Below are 17751 nucleotides of genomic sequence, written 5' to 3'. Positions count from 1 at the left end.
GCGCCTATGGCCGCAGCGGCGAAGGCTGGTTCGACGCGCATGCGATGCTGATGCTGTTCCGCAAGGCACTGCGAAGCAAGAACATCGATTTCATCACAGCGTCGGTGACCGGTATCGAGCGGCAGGGGAAGCGCGTCGCCGGTGTGACCCTCGACAATGGCGAGCGGCTCGAGGCCGGCACCGTCGTTAACGCCGCCGGGCCGAATGCCGGCAAGGTGGCAGCAATGGCCGGGCTGGCGCTGCCGGTGGAGCCGCGCAAGCGCAATGTCTTCGTCTTCGAGGCGCGCGAAAAATATGACGACATGCCGCTGCTGGTCGACCCGAGCGGCATCTATGTCCGGCCGGAGGGCTCGGTCTACATCACCGGCGGCGCCGAGCCGGAAGAGGGCGAAGGACCGGCCGACCCCGCCGACTTCGACCCCGACTGGCCGCTGTTCGAAGAGGTGATCTGGCCGGTGCTGGCGACCCGCATTCCAGCCTTCGAGGCGATCAAGCCGACGCGCGCCTGGGTCGGCCACTACGACTACAACACGCTCGACCAGAACGCGGTGATCGGCCCGCACCCGGAGGTCGGCAATTTCCTCTTCGCCAACGGGTTTTCCGGTCACGGCTTGCAGCAGGCTCCGGCGGTCGGCAAGGCGCTGGCCGAACTGATCGTGCATGGCGGCTATCGCACGGTGGATTGCTCGGCGTTTGGGTATAGCCGGATCGACGACGGGCGGCCGTTTCGGGAATTGAATGTGATTTGAGCAGGAAGGGCGGGTGCGCCGCGACGGCCCTTTTGATGCTGGAGGGACAGAGGGGCGCGAAGGAACGCGACAGGCGGTCGATGGCCCAAAGCTGGCGAAAACAGCCGGCCAGGGCCTGCCGCGAACGGAATGATTTTGTGATTATCGTGGCGCTCGATCCGCCGCATTTCCGGACGATCAGTGACTTCCGCAAGCGGCATTTGAAGGCGCTCGTGGCGCTGTTCGTGCAGGTTCTGAAGCTGTGTGCGACGGCAGGATTGGTCAAAATCGGCCATGTCGCGCTGGATGGCAAGAAGATCAAGGCGAACGCGTCGAAACACAAGGCGATGAGTTATGAGCGCATGAAGAAGCGCGAGCTGGAAATGAAAGCCGAGGTCGCTCGCATGCTGACGGCGGCCGAGGCCGCGGATGCCGAGGACGACGTGACATTCGGCAAGGACAAGCGCGGCGACGAGATGCCGGATTGGGCCGGCGACAAGCAGAACCGGCTGGCCAAAATCCAGCAGGCGATGGCGTCGCTGGAAGCCGAGGCCAAGCTGGCGGCGCAAGAAGAGCGCCGGATCGAGGCCGAAAAAGAAGAGCAGCGCCAGGCCGCAGGCCGCAAGAAGCCTGGCAAACCGGCGGCGCCATCAGAGGAGCCCGGTGGCCATAGCAGCTGTTCTCGGAGGAACGTCGCTCGCTGTGCGGCGCTAAAGCCTGAGAGATCCTCGAAGAAGGATTGATCTCTTTGCATATCATTATCTTCATATATGATACGCGAACAGATCATAAAAGTTTGGCTTGCTCGCTGGATGAGATTCCTTTGCGTATCATCGCGCATTGGAATAGATCGTATACGTATCATGATCGACTGTGAATCGGAAATTCTGCGCGAAATCGGTGGGCTTTTCAGGCAGGCGAGGCTGGCCGCTGCCATGACGCAGGAGCAGGTCGCTGACTTGGCGGGTATATCCCGTCCCCGCTATCGCGACATCGAAAAGGGAGCCGCAGCGGCGCGTGCGACGACGCTCGTGAATATCGCTCGCGCGCTCGGTCTGGAAATGATGCTGGTTCCGCAAGTCATGGTGCCGGCTGTCCAGGCTCTATTGCGTCCGCATGATGACGACGATCGACCCGCCTTCGTTTCTCAACCTGACGATGACGATCATGGCTCCAGTCTTTCGCGCACCTAAGACGATCCCGTCGTTGGAGTGCTCTTGAACGCACTGAAGATCGGCACAATCGTTAGGACGCCGGGCGATTTCCATGCATTCAACTTCGATGAGGCCTACCGCGCAACCAGCGGCTTTCCGGTTTTCAGCCTGTCGTTCCGGGCAGCGACGGGAGGATTGCGGAAAGATCCGAAGCCTCTGGCGGGCGTCTTGCCCGCTTTCTTCGCGAACCTCCTGCCGGAGGAGAAATTGCGCGAGGCGATGGAAATGCACCACGAAGGCAATGTGCGGCCAGGCAATGATTTCGACCTTTTAGCGGCGCTGGGCGCTGATCTGCCGGGAGCCGTACGGGCGTTGCCCAGTGACGGCGCGATAGCGGTTTCGCAGGATGCTTCAAAGGCTAAGCCCAAGGCACGGTTCTCGCTTGCCGGCGTGCAGATGAAGCTCTCCGTCATGAAGAACACTGGAAAAGGCGGCGGCCTCACCTTGCCGATGGACGAGCAAGGCCGGTACATCGCCAAGTTCCCTTCGACGGCGTTTCCAGGCGTTTCCGAAAATGAATTCGCCAACCTGGCGCTGGCTGCAGGAATCGGCATGGAGGTTCCTGAATGCGAACTGGTCGAGAAGTCCGATTTTGAGGGCGTTCCCGAAGAATTCAACACGCTGTCCGAGGGCAAGGTCCTTCTCGTCAAACGCTTCGATCGCGGCGCCGATGGCGAGAGGATACACATCGAGGATTTCGCTCAGGTCTTCGGTGTCTATCCCTCGTGCAAATATGAGGGGGCCGCTTATCACGACATAGCCTTGGCCCTTGGCGTGGCCGTCTCGCCTACGGCGGCTCTCGAATTCGTCCGCCGCCTGGCGCTGACGGTCATCACTGGCAATGGCGACATGCACCTGAAGAACGGGTCTTTGATTTATCCCGGTAACGGCGACAAGCCGGCGCTTGCACCAATCTACGACGTTCTGTCGACCGTGCCATATATTCCCGCCGACGCCATGGCGCTTTCGCTTGGAGGGGAGCGCTCGTTCAAGGCGCTAGCAGCACCACGATGGAGAGCATTTGCGAACCGTGCAAGGCTTCCGGAGCCGGCAGTCCTGAAGGCAGTGGCCGAGACCGTCGAACTCGTCAACGAGCACTGGTGGCATCTGCCTGAGCGCGACGTTGTCGCAGCGAAAGTGCTCGAGCGGATCGATGAACATGTGCAGGCGATGACGCCGATACTGAACTCCTGCGCCGATAAGTGAGCCGAGTCCCCTTGGCTTGGTGATATGGCGGAATTATCCGCCCGTGGCCCCGGATGGATGGCCGTGGATCGATGGTATGCCAGCGTGGCGCGCAGATTCCGCGCAGTGTCGATGAGGACACGCGAGAACCAAGCACGTCAGCTCGCCGGAACAGAAGAGTTCGCAGCATCCCGCAATTAACGCTAGAAGGTCGAGATGCTGTTCGCCCACCTCAACAAAACGATGCGGTTCGAACGAATGCGGTGACTGAGGATCGCGATCCGACGCTTTGTGTCGCCATTGTCGGGTCCGCTACACGGCTTGTTCCGACGATCCTTTCTTTGGCCTCGAGCTAAATCCCTGAAAAGCAACCCTGAAATTATTCTTCGGTTCGATCAGCCAAATTGGCACGAGTCTTGAGATCCTTGGGTGCGAGGCGGCGACAGCTGCCCGACCGGCATTCATGTCGCGGCAGCCGCGATGAATGGAACGAAGGAAGGAAAGCTACATGTCAGGTTTGCGTCAGATCGCCTTTTACGGCAAGGGCGGCATCGGCAAGTCCACCACCTCCCAAAATACGCTCGCCGCCCTTGTCGACCTCGGGCAGAGAATCCTCATCGTCGGCTGCGATCCCAAAGCCGACTCCACCCGCCTCATCCTGAACGCGAAGGCGCAGGATACGGTCCTGCACCTCGCGGCAGAGGAAGGTTCGGTGGAAGACCTCGAACTCGCGGACGTGCTCAAGGTCGGCTACAAAGGCATCAAATGCGTGGAGTCGGGCGGCCCTGAACCGGGTGTCGGCTGCGCCGGCCGCGGCGTGATCACCTCGATCAACTTCCTCGAGGAGAACGGTGCCTACGACGATGTCGACTATGTCTCCTACGACGTGCTCGGGGATGTGGTGTGCGGCGGTTTTGCGATGCCGATCCGCGAGAACAAGGCCCAGGAAATCTATATCGTCATGTCCGGCGAGATGATGGCGCTCTATGCCGCCAACAACATCGCCAAGGGCATCCTGAAATACGCCCATTCGGGCGGCGTGAGGCTCGGCGGCCTGATCTGCAACGAGCGCCAAACCGACCGCGAGCTGGACCTCGCCGAAGCGCTGGCTTCCAGGCTCAATTCCAAGCTCATCCACTTCGTGCCGCGCGACAACATCGTCCAGCACGCCGAACTTAGGAAGATGTCTGTCATCCAGTATGCGCCGGACTCCAAGCAGGCCGGGGAATACCGGGCACTGGCCGAGAAGATTCATGCCAATTCGGGCCAGGGCACCATCCCAACCCCGATCACCATGGAGGAGCTCGAGGACATGCTGCTCGACTTCGGCATCATGAAGACTGACGAGCAGATGCTTGCCGAGCTTCAGGTCAAGGAAGCGGCGAAGGCGGCCGCACAGTAACGACCGCTGCCGACACGAGGCGCGGCCTTGACCTGGCGCGCCTTTCAAAGAACGGCGCCTCGTTGGTGAGGCGTCACCCTGAACCTTGAAAGGGGTCCCATGAGCCTGGAATACGAGAATGACGGCGCCCTCCATGCGAAGCTTATCGAGGAGGTGCTGTCGCAATATCCTGACAAGGCGGCGAAGCGCCGCAAAAAGCACCTCAGCGTCGCAAAGAGCGGCGACGAGGCTGGCGAGGAAAGCGAGGGCCTTTCCGAATGCGAGGTCAAATCGAACATCAAGTCCATCCCCGGAGTGATGACGATTCGCGGCTGCGCCTATGCCGGCTCGAAAGGCGTGGTGTGGGGTCCAGTCAAGGATATGGTCCATATCTCGCACGGCCCGGTCGGCTGCGGGCAATATTCCTGGTCGCAACGCCGCAACTATTACGTCGGCACGACCGGCATCGACACCTTCGTCACGATGCAGTTCACCTCCGATTTCCAGGAGAAGGACATTGTTTTTGGTGGCGACAAGAAGCTGGAACGGATCATCGACGAGGTCGAGGAACTGTTTCCGCTGAACAAGGGCATGACTGTGCAATCCGAATGCCCGATCGGCCTGATTGGCGACGACACCGAAGCTGTGTCCCGCAACAAGGCCAAGGAGCACGAAAAAACGATCGTGCCGGTGCGCTGCGAGGGCTTCCGCGGCGTATCGCAATCCCTCGGGCACCACATCGCCAACGATGCGATCCGCGACTGGGTCTTCGAAAAGAAGGACATCGAGTTCGAGGCCGGCCCGTACGATGTCAATGTGATCGGCGACTATAATATCGGCGGCGACGCCTGGGCTTCGCGCATCCTGCTCGAGGAGATGGGCCTGCGCGTGGTCGGCAACTGGTCGGGCGACGCTACGCTGGCCGAAATAGAGCGCGCGCCGAAGGCCAAGCTCAATCTCATCCATTGCTACAGGTCGATGAACTACATCTGCCGGCACATGGAGGAAAAGTATGGCATCGACTGGATGGAGTATAATTTCTTCGGCCCCTCCCAGACCGAAGCCTCTCTGCGCAAGATAGCCAAGCATTTCGGGCCGGAAATCGAGGCCAAGGCCGAGGCGGTCATCGCCAAATACCGGCCGCTGGTCGATGCCGTCATCGCCAAATACCGGCCGCGCCTCGAAGGCAGGACGGTGATGCTCTATGTCGGCGGGCTGCGCCCCCGTCACGTCGTCACGGCATATGAGGATCTGGGCATGGTGATCGTCGGCACTGGCTATGAATTTGGCCATAACGACGACTATCAGCGTACCGGCCATTACGTGAAGAAGGGCACGCTGATCTATGACGACGTGACTGGTTACGAGCTGGAGAAGTTCATTGAGGGGATCCGTCCTGATCTCGTTGGCTCCGGCATCAAAGAAAAGTACCCGGTCCAGAAGATGGGCATACCGTTCCGTCAAATGCATTCCTGGGATTATTCCGGCCCGTATCACGGCTACGACGGCTTCGCCATCTTCGCCCGCGACATGGATCTGGCCATCAACAACCCGGTCTGGAACCTCTACGACGCCCCCTGGAAGAAAAAAGCCGAGCCGTCGGCGGCGATCGCAGCCGAATGAAACCTGGCCTCCCGGAAGCCGGGAGGCCGTTGAACGCCTGTGGCCTTTTGTCCGCGGGAGACCTGAAACGTTTCGACGTCCCTGTGCCGCCGTATGGCGCGGCCAGATGGAGAAGAGGTAACCATCCATGCCGCAGTCGGCTGAAAAAGTTCTCGACCACGCGCCCCTGTTCCGCGAGCCGGAATACAGGCAGATGCTCGCCGAGAAGAGGCTGAATTTCGAATGTCCTCACCCGGACCAGGTCGTTACCGACCAACGCGAATTCACCAAGACCTGGGAATACCGCGAAAAGAACCTTGCTCGCGAAGCGCTCGTCGTGAACCCCGCCAAGGCCTGCCAGCCGCTCGGCGCGGTGTTCGCGGCCGCAGGCTTCGAGCGAACCATGTCCTTCGTCCACGGCAGCCAGGGCTGCGTGGCCTATTACCGCTCGCACCTGTCGCGCCATTTCAAGGAGCCTGCTTCGGCAGTTTCCTCCTCGATGACCGAGGACGCGGCAGTGTTCGGTGGTCTGAAGAACATGGTCGACGGGCTCGCCAACACGTACCAACTCTATGACCCGAAGATGATCGCCGTCTCGACCACTTGTATGGCGGAGGTCATTGGCGACGACCTGCACAGCTTCATCGAGAACGCCAAGGACCAAGGCTCGGTCCCGCGCGACTTCGACGTGCCCTTCGCCCACACGCCGGCCTTCGTCGGCAGCCATGTCGACGGCTATGACGTTACGGTCAAGGGCATTTTGGAGCATTTCTGGAAAGGCGAGGAGCGCACGGAAGCCGAGGGAACCATCAACATCATTCCGGGTTTCGACGGCTTTTGCGTGGGCAACAACCGGGAACTCAAGCGCCTGCTCGATCTGATAGGCGTGTCCTATACCTTAATCCAAGACGCCTCTGACCAGTTCGACACGCCGTCGGACGGCGAATACCGCATGTACGACGGCGGCACCAAGATCGAAGACGTGAGGAAGGCGCTCAACGCCGAGGCGACACTTTCGCTACAACATTACAACACCCGAAAAACACTGGAGTATTGCGAGGGGGTAGGGCAGGCGACTGCCTCGTTCCATTACCCGCTGGGAGTCCAAGCAACCGACGACTTCCTGATGGAGGTCTCCGCGATTTCCGGCAAGCAAATCCCCGAGGCAATCCGCCTGGAGCGCGGCCGACTTGTTGACGCCATCGCGGACAGCCAATCCTGGCTGCACGGTAAGAAATACGCCATCTACGGCGATCCGGACTTTGTTTACGCCATGGCCCGCTTCATCATGGAGACGGGCGGCGAGCCGACCCATTGCCTCGCCACCAACGGCACCTCGTCATGGGAAGCCGAGTTGAAGGAACTGCTTGCATCATCGCCCTTCGGCGAGGATGCTCAAGTCTGGGCGGGCAAGGACCTCTGGGCGATGCGCTCGCTGCTCTTCACCGAGCCGGTCGACCTGCTGATCGGCAACTCCTATGGCAAGTATCTGGAGCGCGACACCGGCACGCCGCTGATCCGGCTGACATTTCCGATCTTTGACCGCCACCATCACCATCGGTTTGCGCTTATGGGCTACCAAGGCGGGTTGCGCGTCCTGACGACGATCCTCGACAAGATCTTCGACAAGCTCGATCGCGAGACAAGCGAGACGGGCGTGACGGACTATTCGTATGACCTCACCCGCTAAGCGTGACGGTCGGCTTTGGCCGGTCGTCTTCCCGAGGGACTTTGGAGACCGACGCAATGTCCTTGCTCAGAGCCAAAATCCAGGATGTCTTCAACGAGCCTGCCTGCGAGAAGAACCACGGCAAGGATGCCAAGGCGAGCAAAAAGGGCTGTTCGAAGCCACTGACCCCTGGGGCGGCGGCCGGCGGCTGTGCCTTCGATGGCGCCAAGATCGTGCTGCAGCCGATCACCGACGTTGCGCATTTGATCCATGCGCCGCTCGCCTGCGAGGGCAATTCCTGGGATAACCGCGGTGCGGCTTCGTCCGGGCCAACGCTGTGGCGCACAAGCTTCACGACCGATCTCACCGAACTCGATGTTGTGATGGGGCAGGGCGAGCGGAAGCTCTTCAAAGCGATCCGCGAGATCAAGGAAGCGTATGGGCCGCCGGCGATCTTCGTCTATCCGACCTGTGTTACGGCGCTGATCGGCGACGACATTGAGGCCGTCTGCAAGCGCGCGGCGGAAAAGTTCGGCCTGCCGGTGGTGCCGGTCAATGCGCCGGGCTTCGTCGGCTCCAAGAATCTCGGCAACAAGCTTGCCGGCGAGGCGTTGCTCGATCATGTCATCGGCACGGTGGAGCCCGACGATGCCGGCCCTTACGACATCAACATTCTTGGCGAATTCAACCTTTCGGGCGAATTTTGGCTGGTGAAGCCGCTGCTGGATCGGCTCGGGATCCGGGTGCGCGCCTGCATCCCGGGTGACGCGCGTTACTTCGACATTGCCTGCGCGCACCGCGCCCGAGCGGCTATGATGGTGTGCTCGACCGCGCTCATCAATCTCGCCCGCAAGATGGAGCAGCGCTGGGACATCCCGTTTTTCGAGGGCTCCTTCTACGGCATCACCGACACCTCTGAAGCGCTCCGACAGATATCTCAGCTGCTCGTGAAGAAGGGTGCCGATCCGGCGATCCTCGGCCGCACCGAGGCATTGATTGCAGAGGAGGAGGCGATCGCCTGGAAGAAGCTCGCCGCTTACCGGCCGAGGCTCGAAGGCAAGCGCGTGCTGCTCAACACCGGCGGTGTGAAGTCCTGGTCGGTCGTCCGTGCTCTGACGGAGATCGGCATCGAGATCGTCGGCACCTCTGTCAAGAAGTCGACCGTCGAAGACAAGGAGCGCATCAAGCACATCCTCAAGGACGACAACCACATGTTAGAGCAGATCGCAGCGCGCGAGCTTTACGCCATGCTCTCAGAACACAAGGCCGATATCATGCTGTCGGGCGGGCGCACGCAATTCATCGCGCTGAAAGCCAAGACACCCTGGCTCGATATCAACCAGGAGCGCCAACACCCTTATGCCGGCTATGACGGCATGGTGGAACTCGTACGCCAGATCGACCTCGCCATTCATAACCCGATCTGGCGCCAGGTGCGGGAGCCGCCACCGTGGGATTGCCAGCCTGCCGTAGAGGACGAACCGCCGAGCACGAATCGTGAGACCGCGACTGTCCAGGATCTCAAGAAATTCGCCGGCACGATGGCCGACGATTTCGGTGAGTGTTGAGGAAAGCCGATGGTCCGCATCCTTCCCCAGACCAAAGCGGCGGCGGTCAATCCGCTGAAGTCATCGCAGCCGCTGGGTGCCGCCTTGGCCTTTCTTGGCGTCGACGGCGCGATGCCGTTGTTCCACGGCAGCCAGGGGTGCACCAGCTTTGCGCTCGTGCTGTTCGTGCGGCATTTCAAGGAAGCCGTCCCCTTGCAGACAACGGCGATGGATGAGGTGGCGACGATCCTCGGCGGGGCAGACCATCTGGAAGAGGCGATCCTCAACCTCAAGGCCCGCACAAACCCAACGCTGATCGGGATCTGCACGACGGCGCTGGTGGAAACCCGGGGCGAAGACTGCGCAGGAGATATCGCCAATATCAGGCTGAAGCGCACGGAAGAACTCGCGGGTACGGAGGTGGTGCTAGCCAACACACCGGATTTCGACGGCGCGATCGAAGAGGGCTGGGCCAAGGCTGTCACCGCGATGATCGAAAGGATTACGCGGCCCGGCGAGCAGGCGCCGCAATCGAAGAAGATCGTGATCCTGCCTGGCTGGAACCTCACTGTGGCTGATATCGAGCATTTGCGTCAGATGGTTGAAAGCTTTGGACTCAAGCCGGTGATTCTGCCGGACGTCTCCGGCTCGCTCGACGGTACGGTGCCCGACCGCTGGGTCACGACCACCTATGGCGGCACCAGCGTCGAGGATATCCGCGAGCTTGGCACGGCCGAGCAATGCATCGTCATCGGTGAGCATATGCGCGTCCCGGCCGAGCTGCTCCAGAGGTTGACAGGCGTGCCTTACGTGCTGTTCCGGTCGCTGACTGGATTGAAGGACGCCGACCGGTTCGTCTCGCTGCTGTCCGCGGTTTCGGGCGCGGCGGCGCCGGCTGGGGTGCGCCGTCGCCGGGCGCAGTTGCAGGACGCGTTGCTCGATGGACATTTCCACTTTGGAGGCAAGAAAATTGCGATCGCTGCTGAACCAGACCAACTCTACCAACTCGCGAGCTTCTTCATCGGAATGGGCTCCGAAATCGCGGCGGCGGTCACCACGACCGACATGTCGAAAATTTTGGAGGAAGTACCGGCGCAGTCGGTTCAAATCGGCGATCTCGGCGATTTGGAAGCTCTTGGCGCCGGCGCTGATCTTCTCGTCACCCATTCCCACGGCCGCCAGGCGGCGCAGCGCCTCGGCATTCCGCTCATGCGGGTCGGCTTCCCGATCTTCGACCGGCTCGGCAGCCAGCACAAGCTCACAATCCTCTACCAGGGGACCCGCGACCTGATCTTCGAGGTTGCCAACATCTTTGAAGCCAACCGGCACGCGCCGACGCCTGAGGCGCTTGATCCACTCCGTAAGCGAGAAATGCCAGATGAGCTCCGTTCGTCGCCTCTCGCTCGTCACTGACGAGGTTCACGCACCGACGCCGGAACGCCAAGCCGGCGCATTGCGCGTGGCTATCGCCACGCAGGACATGAAGAACCTCGACGTCCATTTCGGGTCGGCCAAGCGCTTTGCTGTCTACGACGTGATGCGCGAGGAGTGGAATCTCGTGGAAGCCTTAGCCTTCGATGACGTTTCCGACGAGAGCGGGGAGCACCGAACTGAGGGCGATGACCGCATCACCCCGAAGGTGGAGGCGCTGAAGGGCTGTCATCTGCTGTTTTGTCTGGCGATCGGCGGACCTTCGGCAGCCAAGGTTGTTTCGGCAAAAATTCATCCGATCAAAGTGCCGCACCCCCAAAGCATCCAAGAGGTGCTGTTGCGCACGCAGATGATGCTCAGGACGTGTCCTCCACCTTGGCTGCGCAAAGTGCTGGCGCAGGCAGGTGTCGCCGAACAGAAACCGTCCTTCGAGCACGAGGACTGAAATGAGGAGTGGGCGAAATGTCTGACGTCGTGGTTAGCCCTGCTGTCGCCGAAGACGAGGCGGCCCTTGCCACCCCGTTCGTCAAATGCCTCGTGCGGCTGGTCCGGGCTCATGATTCCCACGGGTCGTGGGAAGGCAAATCGGACGCCGAGCTGCTGGGCGACTTCATCATTACTAGGGAACAGCGCCGTGCGATCCCGATCATCAGCGATCCCGATCCGGATGTGCTGTGGAGGCTCGAGATGTTTTACACCGCCGTCGGGCTTGCGATCGAAGAGCGCTCCGGCCTGATGGCATCGCCGATGATGGAGATGAGCCATGAGGGCTTCGGGCGCGTGCTTCTCACGGCCGGGCGGTTGGTCGTTGTGTCGAAGACTCTGCGCGACGTCCACCGGTTCGGTTTCGAGACGTTCTGGAAACTCGCCGCGGCGGGCACGCAACTGGCCGGCGATTCGATCACAGCCATTGAAGCCTATCCCGAGGTGGCGCGGGCATGATGGAACCGGGTCTTCGAGCCCGGGGATCATGCCAAGCCTTGAGGATATGCGATGGCCAGCCCTCTCAATCGAGGCGGTCGAGGCCGATGTGGTTCTTGGGGTAGCGCTGATGAAGCCACTGGTCCTGATCTGTTCGCAAGATGCGGAGTTGTATCTGTTCCTCAGCCACATTCTGGGGGTGGACGGTTTCACGAGTGAGCCGGCAGGCGGCGTGAAGGAAGCACTTGCATTGGCCGATGAACGGGAGCTCCAGGCGGTAGTACTGGACTGCGGGCCGGCAAGCGCGACAGGCTCCACAATCTGCGCCCGGTTCAAGGGGGAGCCCCGGACCGGCGGCCTGCCCGTAATTGCGCTGATCGCGCCCGGCGCCGAGAACCAGCACCTCGATCTCTTGAAGGCAGGTATTGACGAGAGCTTTGTGCGGCCCTTCGCGCCGGCCAAGCTGCTCGACTGTCTACGGACGAAGCTGGCGCTGCCAAAGCCGGGTTCAAACGGGATCGAAAACGGCAGCTGGCTCTGCTGTGGCAGCCTTGAGATGAAGCTCGATTCCCACCGAGTTCGCGGCAATGGCCACGACATCCATCTCGGACCGATCGAATTCAACCTGCTGCGGCAATTGCTTGAGAATCCCGGCAAGGTCTTCAGCCGAGACGAGCTGATCGACGCGGCCTGGCCGGACAATATCCATATCGGTGCACGCACGGTCGACGTCCATGTCAGCCGGATTAGAAAGGCGCTGAAGACGGCCTCGCCCGGCAGCGTCATTCGTACCGTCAGGTCTGCCGGCTACTCGCTCGAGAAGCCGGACGACTAAATAGCGAACGGATGTAGTGCCACTCCCTGCATCTTCGTCGTGCTGAGGGCCAGTCTTGCGGCTTCGAAACGCGCCTAAAGGTACGATATACTTAGAAAGAAGCAGTCAGATGGCCTTCAAAAGCGTACTCAGTGTGACGGGAACTGACCACTCCGATCAGGACGTCAAAACAGCTGCCGGCTTGTGTGCCGAGGTCGGCGCGTACCTTTCCGTCCTGATTATGTCGCCTCCGCGGCTCGTTATGTCACCTCCGCCGCTGGGCGATGGCATCCCCGAGTGGCCTAGAGCGTTCGGTCATTGGATTGAATCGGACGAAATTCCCTAATCGCGGTAATTTTGATTCAACCTTCTGGCTGGGAAGGAGGCCAGCCAGCATGGCGTCATCATATTCGCAGGACTTGCGGGATCGTGGGATCCGAGCAGTCGAGGAAGGGATGAGCCGGCGTGCGGCGGCGCGGCGGTTCGGGGTCAGTGACTCAGCGGCGATCAAATGGCTGCAGCATTGGCAGCGCACGGGCAGCCGCAAGCCTGTGGGCACGGGCGGCCATCGGCCTTCCGCGCTCAAGCCGCACCGCGACTTCCTGGAGGCGGCACGGGCGGACAAACCCGACATCACGCTGGAAGCATTGAGCCGCCGCCTTTTGGCTGAACGCGGCCTTGCTCACGCTTTGGCCAAGTGAGCGTAACTTGCTGCGAAACGTCGGAGTATGTATTCGCCGCAAGTTACCGGCTGGTAGCGCTGTGGGTTGCTGTCCGTGACACATGGCTTTAACGGCTCTATGATCGCATCGAAATCAGGGTCGATAAAGAAGGGGACTGAGTATCGCTCGCGCCCTGAGCTATTCACCACGCGATGCATGTTGGCCAGGTAGACATCGTTGGTGAGCCGCTGAATCAGATCCCCGATGTTGATTATGAAAGTACCGTGGATCGGTGTGCCCTGTACCCAATCGCCATCTCGGTTCAGGACCTGAAGACCGCCCACGTCATCCTGTGCCAGGATGGTCAAATTGCCGTAGTCTGTGTGGGCGCCAATTCCGATCATGTCCTCGCTAACATGGCCGCTCTGCGGCGGGTAGTGGAGCAGGCGCTGAACGCTGATCGGGTTCCGCATTCTCGAAATAGGTTTCCGACAGGTCCAGGCTGAGCGCAATTCCTAAGTTTTTTCGCGAGGTCCACCATCCTTTGATGGTATCCGTATGTCAGTTCCCGAAACTCGGGCCAATTTGAGGGCCACTGGTTAGGACCGAAAAACGGACCTTCGAACACCGAACGTTCAGGTCCGAAGTCAAAGCACTCCTTAAGGTCTTTCGTCTTTCCAGGATCGGTGTTCTCTCCAAACGGCTCAGTGTATCCACGAAAAGCCAAATCGGAATTTTTAATGTGCAGTAAGGTTTTCTGCGATAATGGCAAATAAAAGAACTCACGGCTGACATGGAAAACAGAATCTATCAAATCCTGCGGAATACCGTGGTTCTTTACATACATGAAACCGGCGTTGGACAGTGCCAATCGTATTTCACTATACCGCTTTTTTGTTCGTACCGTCGAGGAGCTGGCCTATATCAACCAATGGTATTTTATCAAAGCTTTCGCGTTTTGCTTGCAACGTGTCGTCTAGTCTGACTAAGAAATCCTTGGACATAAGTACACCTGTTTAACAATGGGGAGTCGGAGCATCGCTTCGGCGATGTGGTTCGTGGAGCGTCGAAACGCGAAAAGCGTCGGGAGACGTGACGCGGTCCTGGATAGGTCGAGGAACCCATACTCGTCTTATCCGGAGGCGCTCTCGTCTTCGTGTCGCGTTGCAATGGTTGCCAGTTTCGTCACCGATAGGAGGTAGCCTGATCACACCCCGTTCTTTTGTTGCTCTGATCTTTTTGGGCATCTGCGAGGACCCAACAGTGCGCGTCCTCGTCAGCGGCGTATCTGCCGTTCCTTAGATACTGTGCCGGTATAAGGACGCCCTCATCCTGCAGAAGCCGCACGTGGTCTTCAAAGGATGTGGCCTCCGCATAGCTCTTGCGGTCGCTTGCGATTACGAACCCGTTCGAGCGTGTGACGCGAGCCAGTTCGCGCAGCCCATCTGGTCCGACATGTCCGAGCGTGAAGGTCAGATCATAGCTTGCTCTGAAGTAATCGGAGGGTAGCCCAATAAGGTCGACATCGCCTCGAACATTGCGGTAGGCTCGGGTTTGCTGTGCCTTTTGGGCCATTTCCTCGGAGAGATCGAACCCGTCGATTAACCGGAACCGGAGGCTTTCCAGCTCCACGCCGACGGGGCCTGTTCCGCAGCCAGCATCCAGGATTGCCATGGCAGTTCGATGCCTGGCCAACTAGGCCGTCTGCACGGCGGCCGCCATTTCGGCCGCGATCATCGGCCCGCAGTACCCATCGGCCAGACCCAAATCGTAGGAACCCTGGCCCATCCGCGGTAGAAGTGGTCTAGGCGACCGGCGTCGCCGCCGAGGGCGTGGGAACCCTTGGTGTGCTTGCGTGCGGCTTGCTCCAGTGCCGTCTGCTGATCAAGGGTGTTCATGGCAGCTCCTGCGTTTTAGGAGGTCGTGATGAGCAGCGGCGTGTCCTACACTGCTGCTAACTGCCAGATGAGGGCATCAAACCTCGTGCCAATTGACCAAAAGGGTCGTGAAAAAAACTTTACGGCTGGCAGGTCGGCGTCAGGTCAAAGAGAATCGTTCAGCACGGCAGGCCGAGTTCCGATCCGTAGCGGCATCGTACGGGCGGTATCATGATCTCTCCTGACTCATGACCGTGCCGAGGCCGACGCCCCTCAATTTCGAGTCGGGACGGTCGGGCTCTTGCCGGGTTCGCCAGGAATCGATCGGTATCAATCACGTTGTCACCGTCTGGCACGATAGCGGGGTTAGGGTGAGGACGGCCGCATCTTCAGCGGTTCAGTCGGTCCGGGCCCGACCCGCGTGGCGCCCGAGCGGTCTTTGGGACTGGTCAAATTCCGACACCGCTCGAATTCGCACCAGGCGGTCGCTGTAGCGCCTGAGCACAGGGAACACAGAAAATATCGGCGCAAAGCAGGAATCCCGGAGAGTTCACCGGCCGGCGCATGCCGGCACTCGGCCTGGGGTTTTTCGCCACGACATCATCGTCGATCTGACGATGGCTGTATTGGCGAGCTACAGCTGGACCGGCTTCGTCGTGAAGAACTCCCGTGTCGTCAGCCCAGGAATTCAATCGCAAGGCGGGCGAGTGGGGCACAGGCCGCGCTCGGATGGAGCGGCCCCTTGCAATCGCAAATGGCGCGATCGCTGCCGCCTCCGGACCGGAACGGCAAGAAGCTCAAGCTAGACTTTGTTGCGTGAGCGGACGATGACGACGAGCCTGGCGGCAGCCAACGCAGTCATGATGTCCATCTGCTCGTCCCTCAGCCCGAATGCCTGTTCAGTCGTTCGTGGCCACGCTTTTCTGGCGGGGCGAAGCTAGTGATGCGTGTCCAAAACCGGACAGCGGCAGAAAACATGTCGGCTTCAATACAACCGGTCATCTTGGCATTTGGAGGCTTTTGAACGCGAAATCATGCGCTTGCTGAGCACCGGGCGCGCTGGCACGGCCTTTGCTAATTGACCTTTGCTGATTGTAATGGGCAACACTTAAGTGAAGGCTGACTGCATGCAGATGCGCGAGACGAGAGCTGCTCTCCTTTCCTTGAAACGCTTGTGCCGTTCTCTAAGCGGGAAACAAGCTCGCGCATAAAGTCGCGCAAGCTGTGGCAACAGCTTTGGAGAGCAGCATGGTATTGCAGATGAAGTCACCGGCTCCTTCGATCAAAGTGGACACCTGGCTGCGTGGCGAGCCCCTCACGAACTTCCAGCCCGGCAAAGTCTATATCGTCGAATTTTGGGCAACTTGGTGCGAACCATGTAAGACGGAGATGCTCGATCTGATGCGGCTCCAGGAAAAATACAAGGACGGCGGACTTGAGGTCGTCGGAGTCGCGGCTGATGAAGACGCTCCAACGGCCATCGAGGCCCGAACCAAGTTGGACGCCTGGCTGACCGAAAAGTGCTCGAATCTGAACTATCGGATCGCGTTCGACTACACAGGCGAAATGAACAAGCTTTGGATGAAACCCAGCTTTTCCGCCGGGCTTCCCACCTCGTTCGTGGTCGATCGAGACGGCCACATCGCTTTTATCGGTCATCCCAGCCAACTCGATGAGGTTTTGCCGAAAGTGCTCAACGGCAGCTGGCGCATCAGCGACAAAGCTCAAGCCGCCGATACGGAGCGGATCGCCAGAAGCGAATCCATGGCGCGTGAACAAGCGTTGAAGAAGCCGATCGATGACAGATTCTGGGCGGCGGTGAAGTTAGAAGACTGGAAGACGGCGCTCTGGGCGATCGAAGAGGGCATCGCCTTGATGCCGGACGACATCAATTTCCGCCTGGCTCATGCGCATCTGGTGCTTCACAAAATTCAAGACATGTGGACCGGCTTGCCCGTGATGCGCCAATTGGTTCGCGACGCGATCGACAAAAACTCCGAGGACTGGATGGTTTCGGCTCTAGACCAACTTTTCCATCCGGCCAATGACCATTCGCGCCTTCCCCCTGCTGAGCGCTTTGCGATGGGCAAGGAGCTGTCCGAACACATCCTGGCGCTGAATCCCCCGCAAGGCGACAGCCCTAAGTTCCGGTCCTATCCCGCGGTCGCCCGGTATTATCACGAGAACGGCAACAATGATCGCGCGATCGAGTTGGTCGAAATGGCACTGACGTCGCTGGACTGTCCGGAGCCTATCCCGGCCGAATTGAAAGAGCAGCATCTGCCGGATTTGCTGCAGGCCCTCGCCAAGTACAGGGGTGGGAAGGTTTGTTGCGGCGCTCTCTTTGCGGCTCTGCAAAACAATTTCCCGAAGGTGCCAAAGCGCGGTCGGCCGAGGAGGAAAGATAAAAAAGGGTAATTGGTCGAATTGGCTTACTGGCCAATTCGTCCATTTCCCTGGCGTGACCGCAGCAAGGAGGGTCCATGCCGCACTTGGTCGATCGTTTGCAGCAGGATCGAGGCTCGAACCTTCATGGCCTCCGGCCGCATTGCGGCGGAAGTAATGTTCGACGCGAGTTCGCGTTGAAGATCTCGCAGTCGAGGAGGTGTTCAAGGTCGGCCACGAGGACATCAATTGCGTGGAATGGGCCGCCCCGAGCCGGGCGTCGGCTGCGCAAGGGTGCCCGAAGTAGGCGTCCCAGAAAACAGACATCGTCCTTC

The 17751-nt window shown here is 59.9% G+C and carries 16 protein-coding genes and 1 pseudogene; 14 read left to right on the top strand and 3 right to left on the bottom strand.

The genetic code is table 11. From position 1 onward, the window contains the following. From NKH33_RS31950 to NKH33_RS31890, 13 genes and pseudogenes are all read left to right on the top strand, one after another. On the top strand, positions 1-749 hold a 749-nt coding region (locus NKH33_RS31950; protein ID WP_352923472.1), incomplete at its 5' end, for an NAD(P)/FAD-dependent oxidoreductase. A 158-nt stretch (positions 750-907) separates the two neighbouring features. After that, a pseudogene (locus tag NKH33_RS33370) lies at positions 908-1091 on the top strand (transposase); the annotation flags it as partial. 500 nt (positions 1092-1591) lie between these two features. Then, positions 1592-1921 carry a helix-turn-helix domain-containing protein gene (locus NKH33_RS31940; protein WP_352923477.1) on the top strand — a complete coding sequence of 110 codons (330 nt, stop codon included), beginning with the start codon at positions 1592-1594 and terminating at the stop codon, positions 1919-1921. 18 nt (positions 1922-1939) lie between these two features. Further along, positions 1940-3148 carry a type II toxin-antitoxin system HipA family toxin gene (locus tag NKH33_RS31935; protein WP_352923469.1) on the top strand — a complete coding sequence of 403 codons (1209 nt, stop codon included), beginning with the start codon at positions 1940-1942 and terminating at the stop codon, positions 3146-3148. Between the two features lie 487 nt (positions 3149-3635). Further along, positions 3636-4529, top strand: coding sequence for a nitrogenase iron protein (nifH, locus tag NKH33_RS31930; RefSeq protein WP_023801970.1), 894 nt, complete (start codon positions 3636-3638; stop codon positions 4527-4529). 99 nt (positions 4530-4628) lie between these two features. Beyond that, on the top strand, positions 4629-6131 hold the full coding sequence (nifD, locus tag NKH33_RS31925; RefSeq protein WP_352923467.1) for a nitrogenase molybdenum-iron protein alpha chain: 1503 nt from the start codon (positions 4629-4631) through the stop codon (positions 6129-6131). Positions 6132-6258: 127 nt separating this feature from the next. Further along, on the top strand, positions 6259-7800 hold the full coding sequence (gene nifK, locus NKH33_RS31920) for a nitrogenase molybdenum-iron protein subunit beta (protein WP_352923464.1): 1542 nt from the start codon (positions 6259-6261) through the stop codon (positions 7798-7800). 56 nt (positions 7801-7856) lie between these two features. Continuing rightward, entirely contained in the window at positions 7857-9347 is a 1491-nt protein-coding gene (nifE, locus tag NKH33_RS31915) for a nitrogenase iron-molybdenum cofactor biosynthesis protein NifE (protein ID WP_352923462.1), read from the top strand. A gap of 9 nt (positions 9348-9356) precedes the next feature. Next, on the top strand, positions 9357-10739 hold the full coding sequence (gene nifN, locus NKH33_RS31910; protein ID WP_352923459.1) for a nitrogenase iron-molybdenum cofactor biosynthesis protein NifN: 1383 nt from the start codon (positions 9357-9359) through the stop codon (positions 10737-10739). Beyond that, positions 10705-11202: a nitrogen fixation protein NifX gene (gene nifX / locus NKH33_RS31905; RefSeq protein ID WP_352923457.1), complete on the top strand. Its 498-nt coding sequence runs from the start codon at positions 10705-10707 to the stop codon at positions 11200-11202. Before nifN ends, nifX begins: the two co-directional genes overlap by 35 nt. Positions 11203-11219: 17 nt before the next feature. Continuing rightward, positions 11220-11699, top strand: a complete 480-nt coding sequence (locus NKH33_RS31900) for a NifX-associated nitrogen fixation protein (protein WP_352923454.1) — start codon at positions 11220-11222, stop codon at positions 11697-11699. 28 nt (positions 11700-11727) lie between these two features. Further along, on the top strand, positions 11728-12513 hold the full coding sequence (locus NKH33_RS31895; RefSeq protein WP_352923451.1) for a response regulator transcription factor: 786 nt from the start codon (positions 11728-11730) through the stop codon (positions 12511-12513). Positions 12514-12776: 263 nt separating this feature from the next. Then, positions 12777-13193, top strand: a complete 417-nt coding sequence (locus NKH33_RS31890) for a helix-turn-helix domain-containing protein (protein ID WP_352923448.1) — start codon at positions 12777-12779, stop codon at positions 13191-13193. On the opposite strand, the gene NKH33_RS31885 is transcribed toward NKH33_RS31890, so the two are convergent. The 3 genes from NKH33_RS31885 to NKH33_RS31875 form a co-directional block, all read right to left on the bottom strand. Beyond that, positions 13175-13627 carry an isopenicillin N synthase family dioxygenase gene (locus tag NKH33_RS31885; RefSeq protein ID WP_352923446.1) on the bottom strand — a complete coding sequence of 151 codons (453 nt, stop codon included), beginning with the start codon at positions 13625-13627 and terminating at the stop codon, positions 13175-13177. The genes NKH33_RS31890 and NKH33_RS31885 overlap by 19 nt on opposite strands. Continuing rightward, positions 13555-14031 carry a 2-oxoglutarate and iron-dependent oxygenase domain-containing protein gene (locus tag NKH33_RS31880; protein ID WP_352923475.1) on the bottom strand — a complete coding sequence of 159 codons (477 nt, stop codon included), beginning with the start codon at positions 14029-14031 and terminating at the stop codon, positions 13555-13557. The genes NKH33_RS31885 and NKH33_RS31880 overlap by 73 nt, the downstream gene beginning before the upstream one ends. A 308-nt stretch (positions 14032-14339) precedes the next feature. Beyond that, positions 14340-14828: a methyltransferase domain-containing protein gene (locus tag NKH33_RS31875; protein ID WP_352923443.1), complete on the bottom strand. Its 489-nt coding sequence runs from the start codon at positions 14826-14828 to the stop codon at positions 14340-14342. 1451 nt (positions 14829-16279) lie between these two features. Between NKH33_RS31875 and NKH33_RS31870 the strand changes: the two genes are divergently transcribed. After that, on the top strand, positions 16280-17449 hold the full coding sequence (locus NKH33_RS31870) for a TlpA disulfide reductase family protein (protein WP_352923440.1): 1170 nt from the start codon (positions 16280-16282) through the stop codon (positions 17447-17449). The last annotated feature ends 302 nt before the right edge of the window (positions 17450-17751 follow it).

Origin of the sequence: Mesorhizobium sp. M1182, assembly GCF_040318335.1 — a bacterium.
In the GTDB taxonomy this organism is placed as follows: Bacteria; Pseudomonadota; Alphaproteobacteria; order Rhizobiales; family Rhizobiaceae; genus Mesorhizobium.
This window is presented reverse-complemented; position numbering and strand designations above follow the sequence as displayed.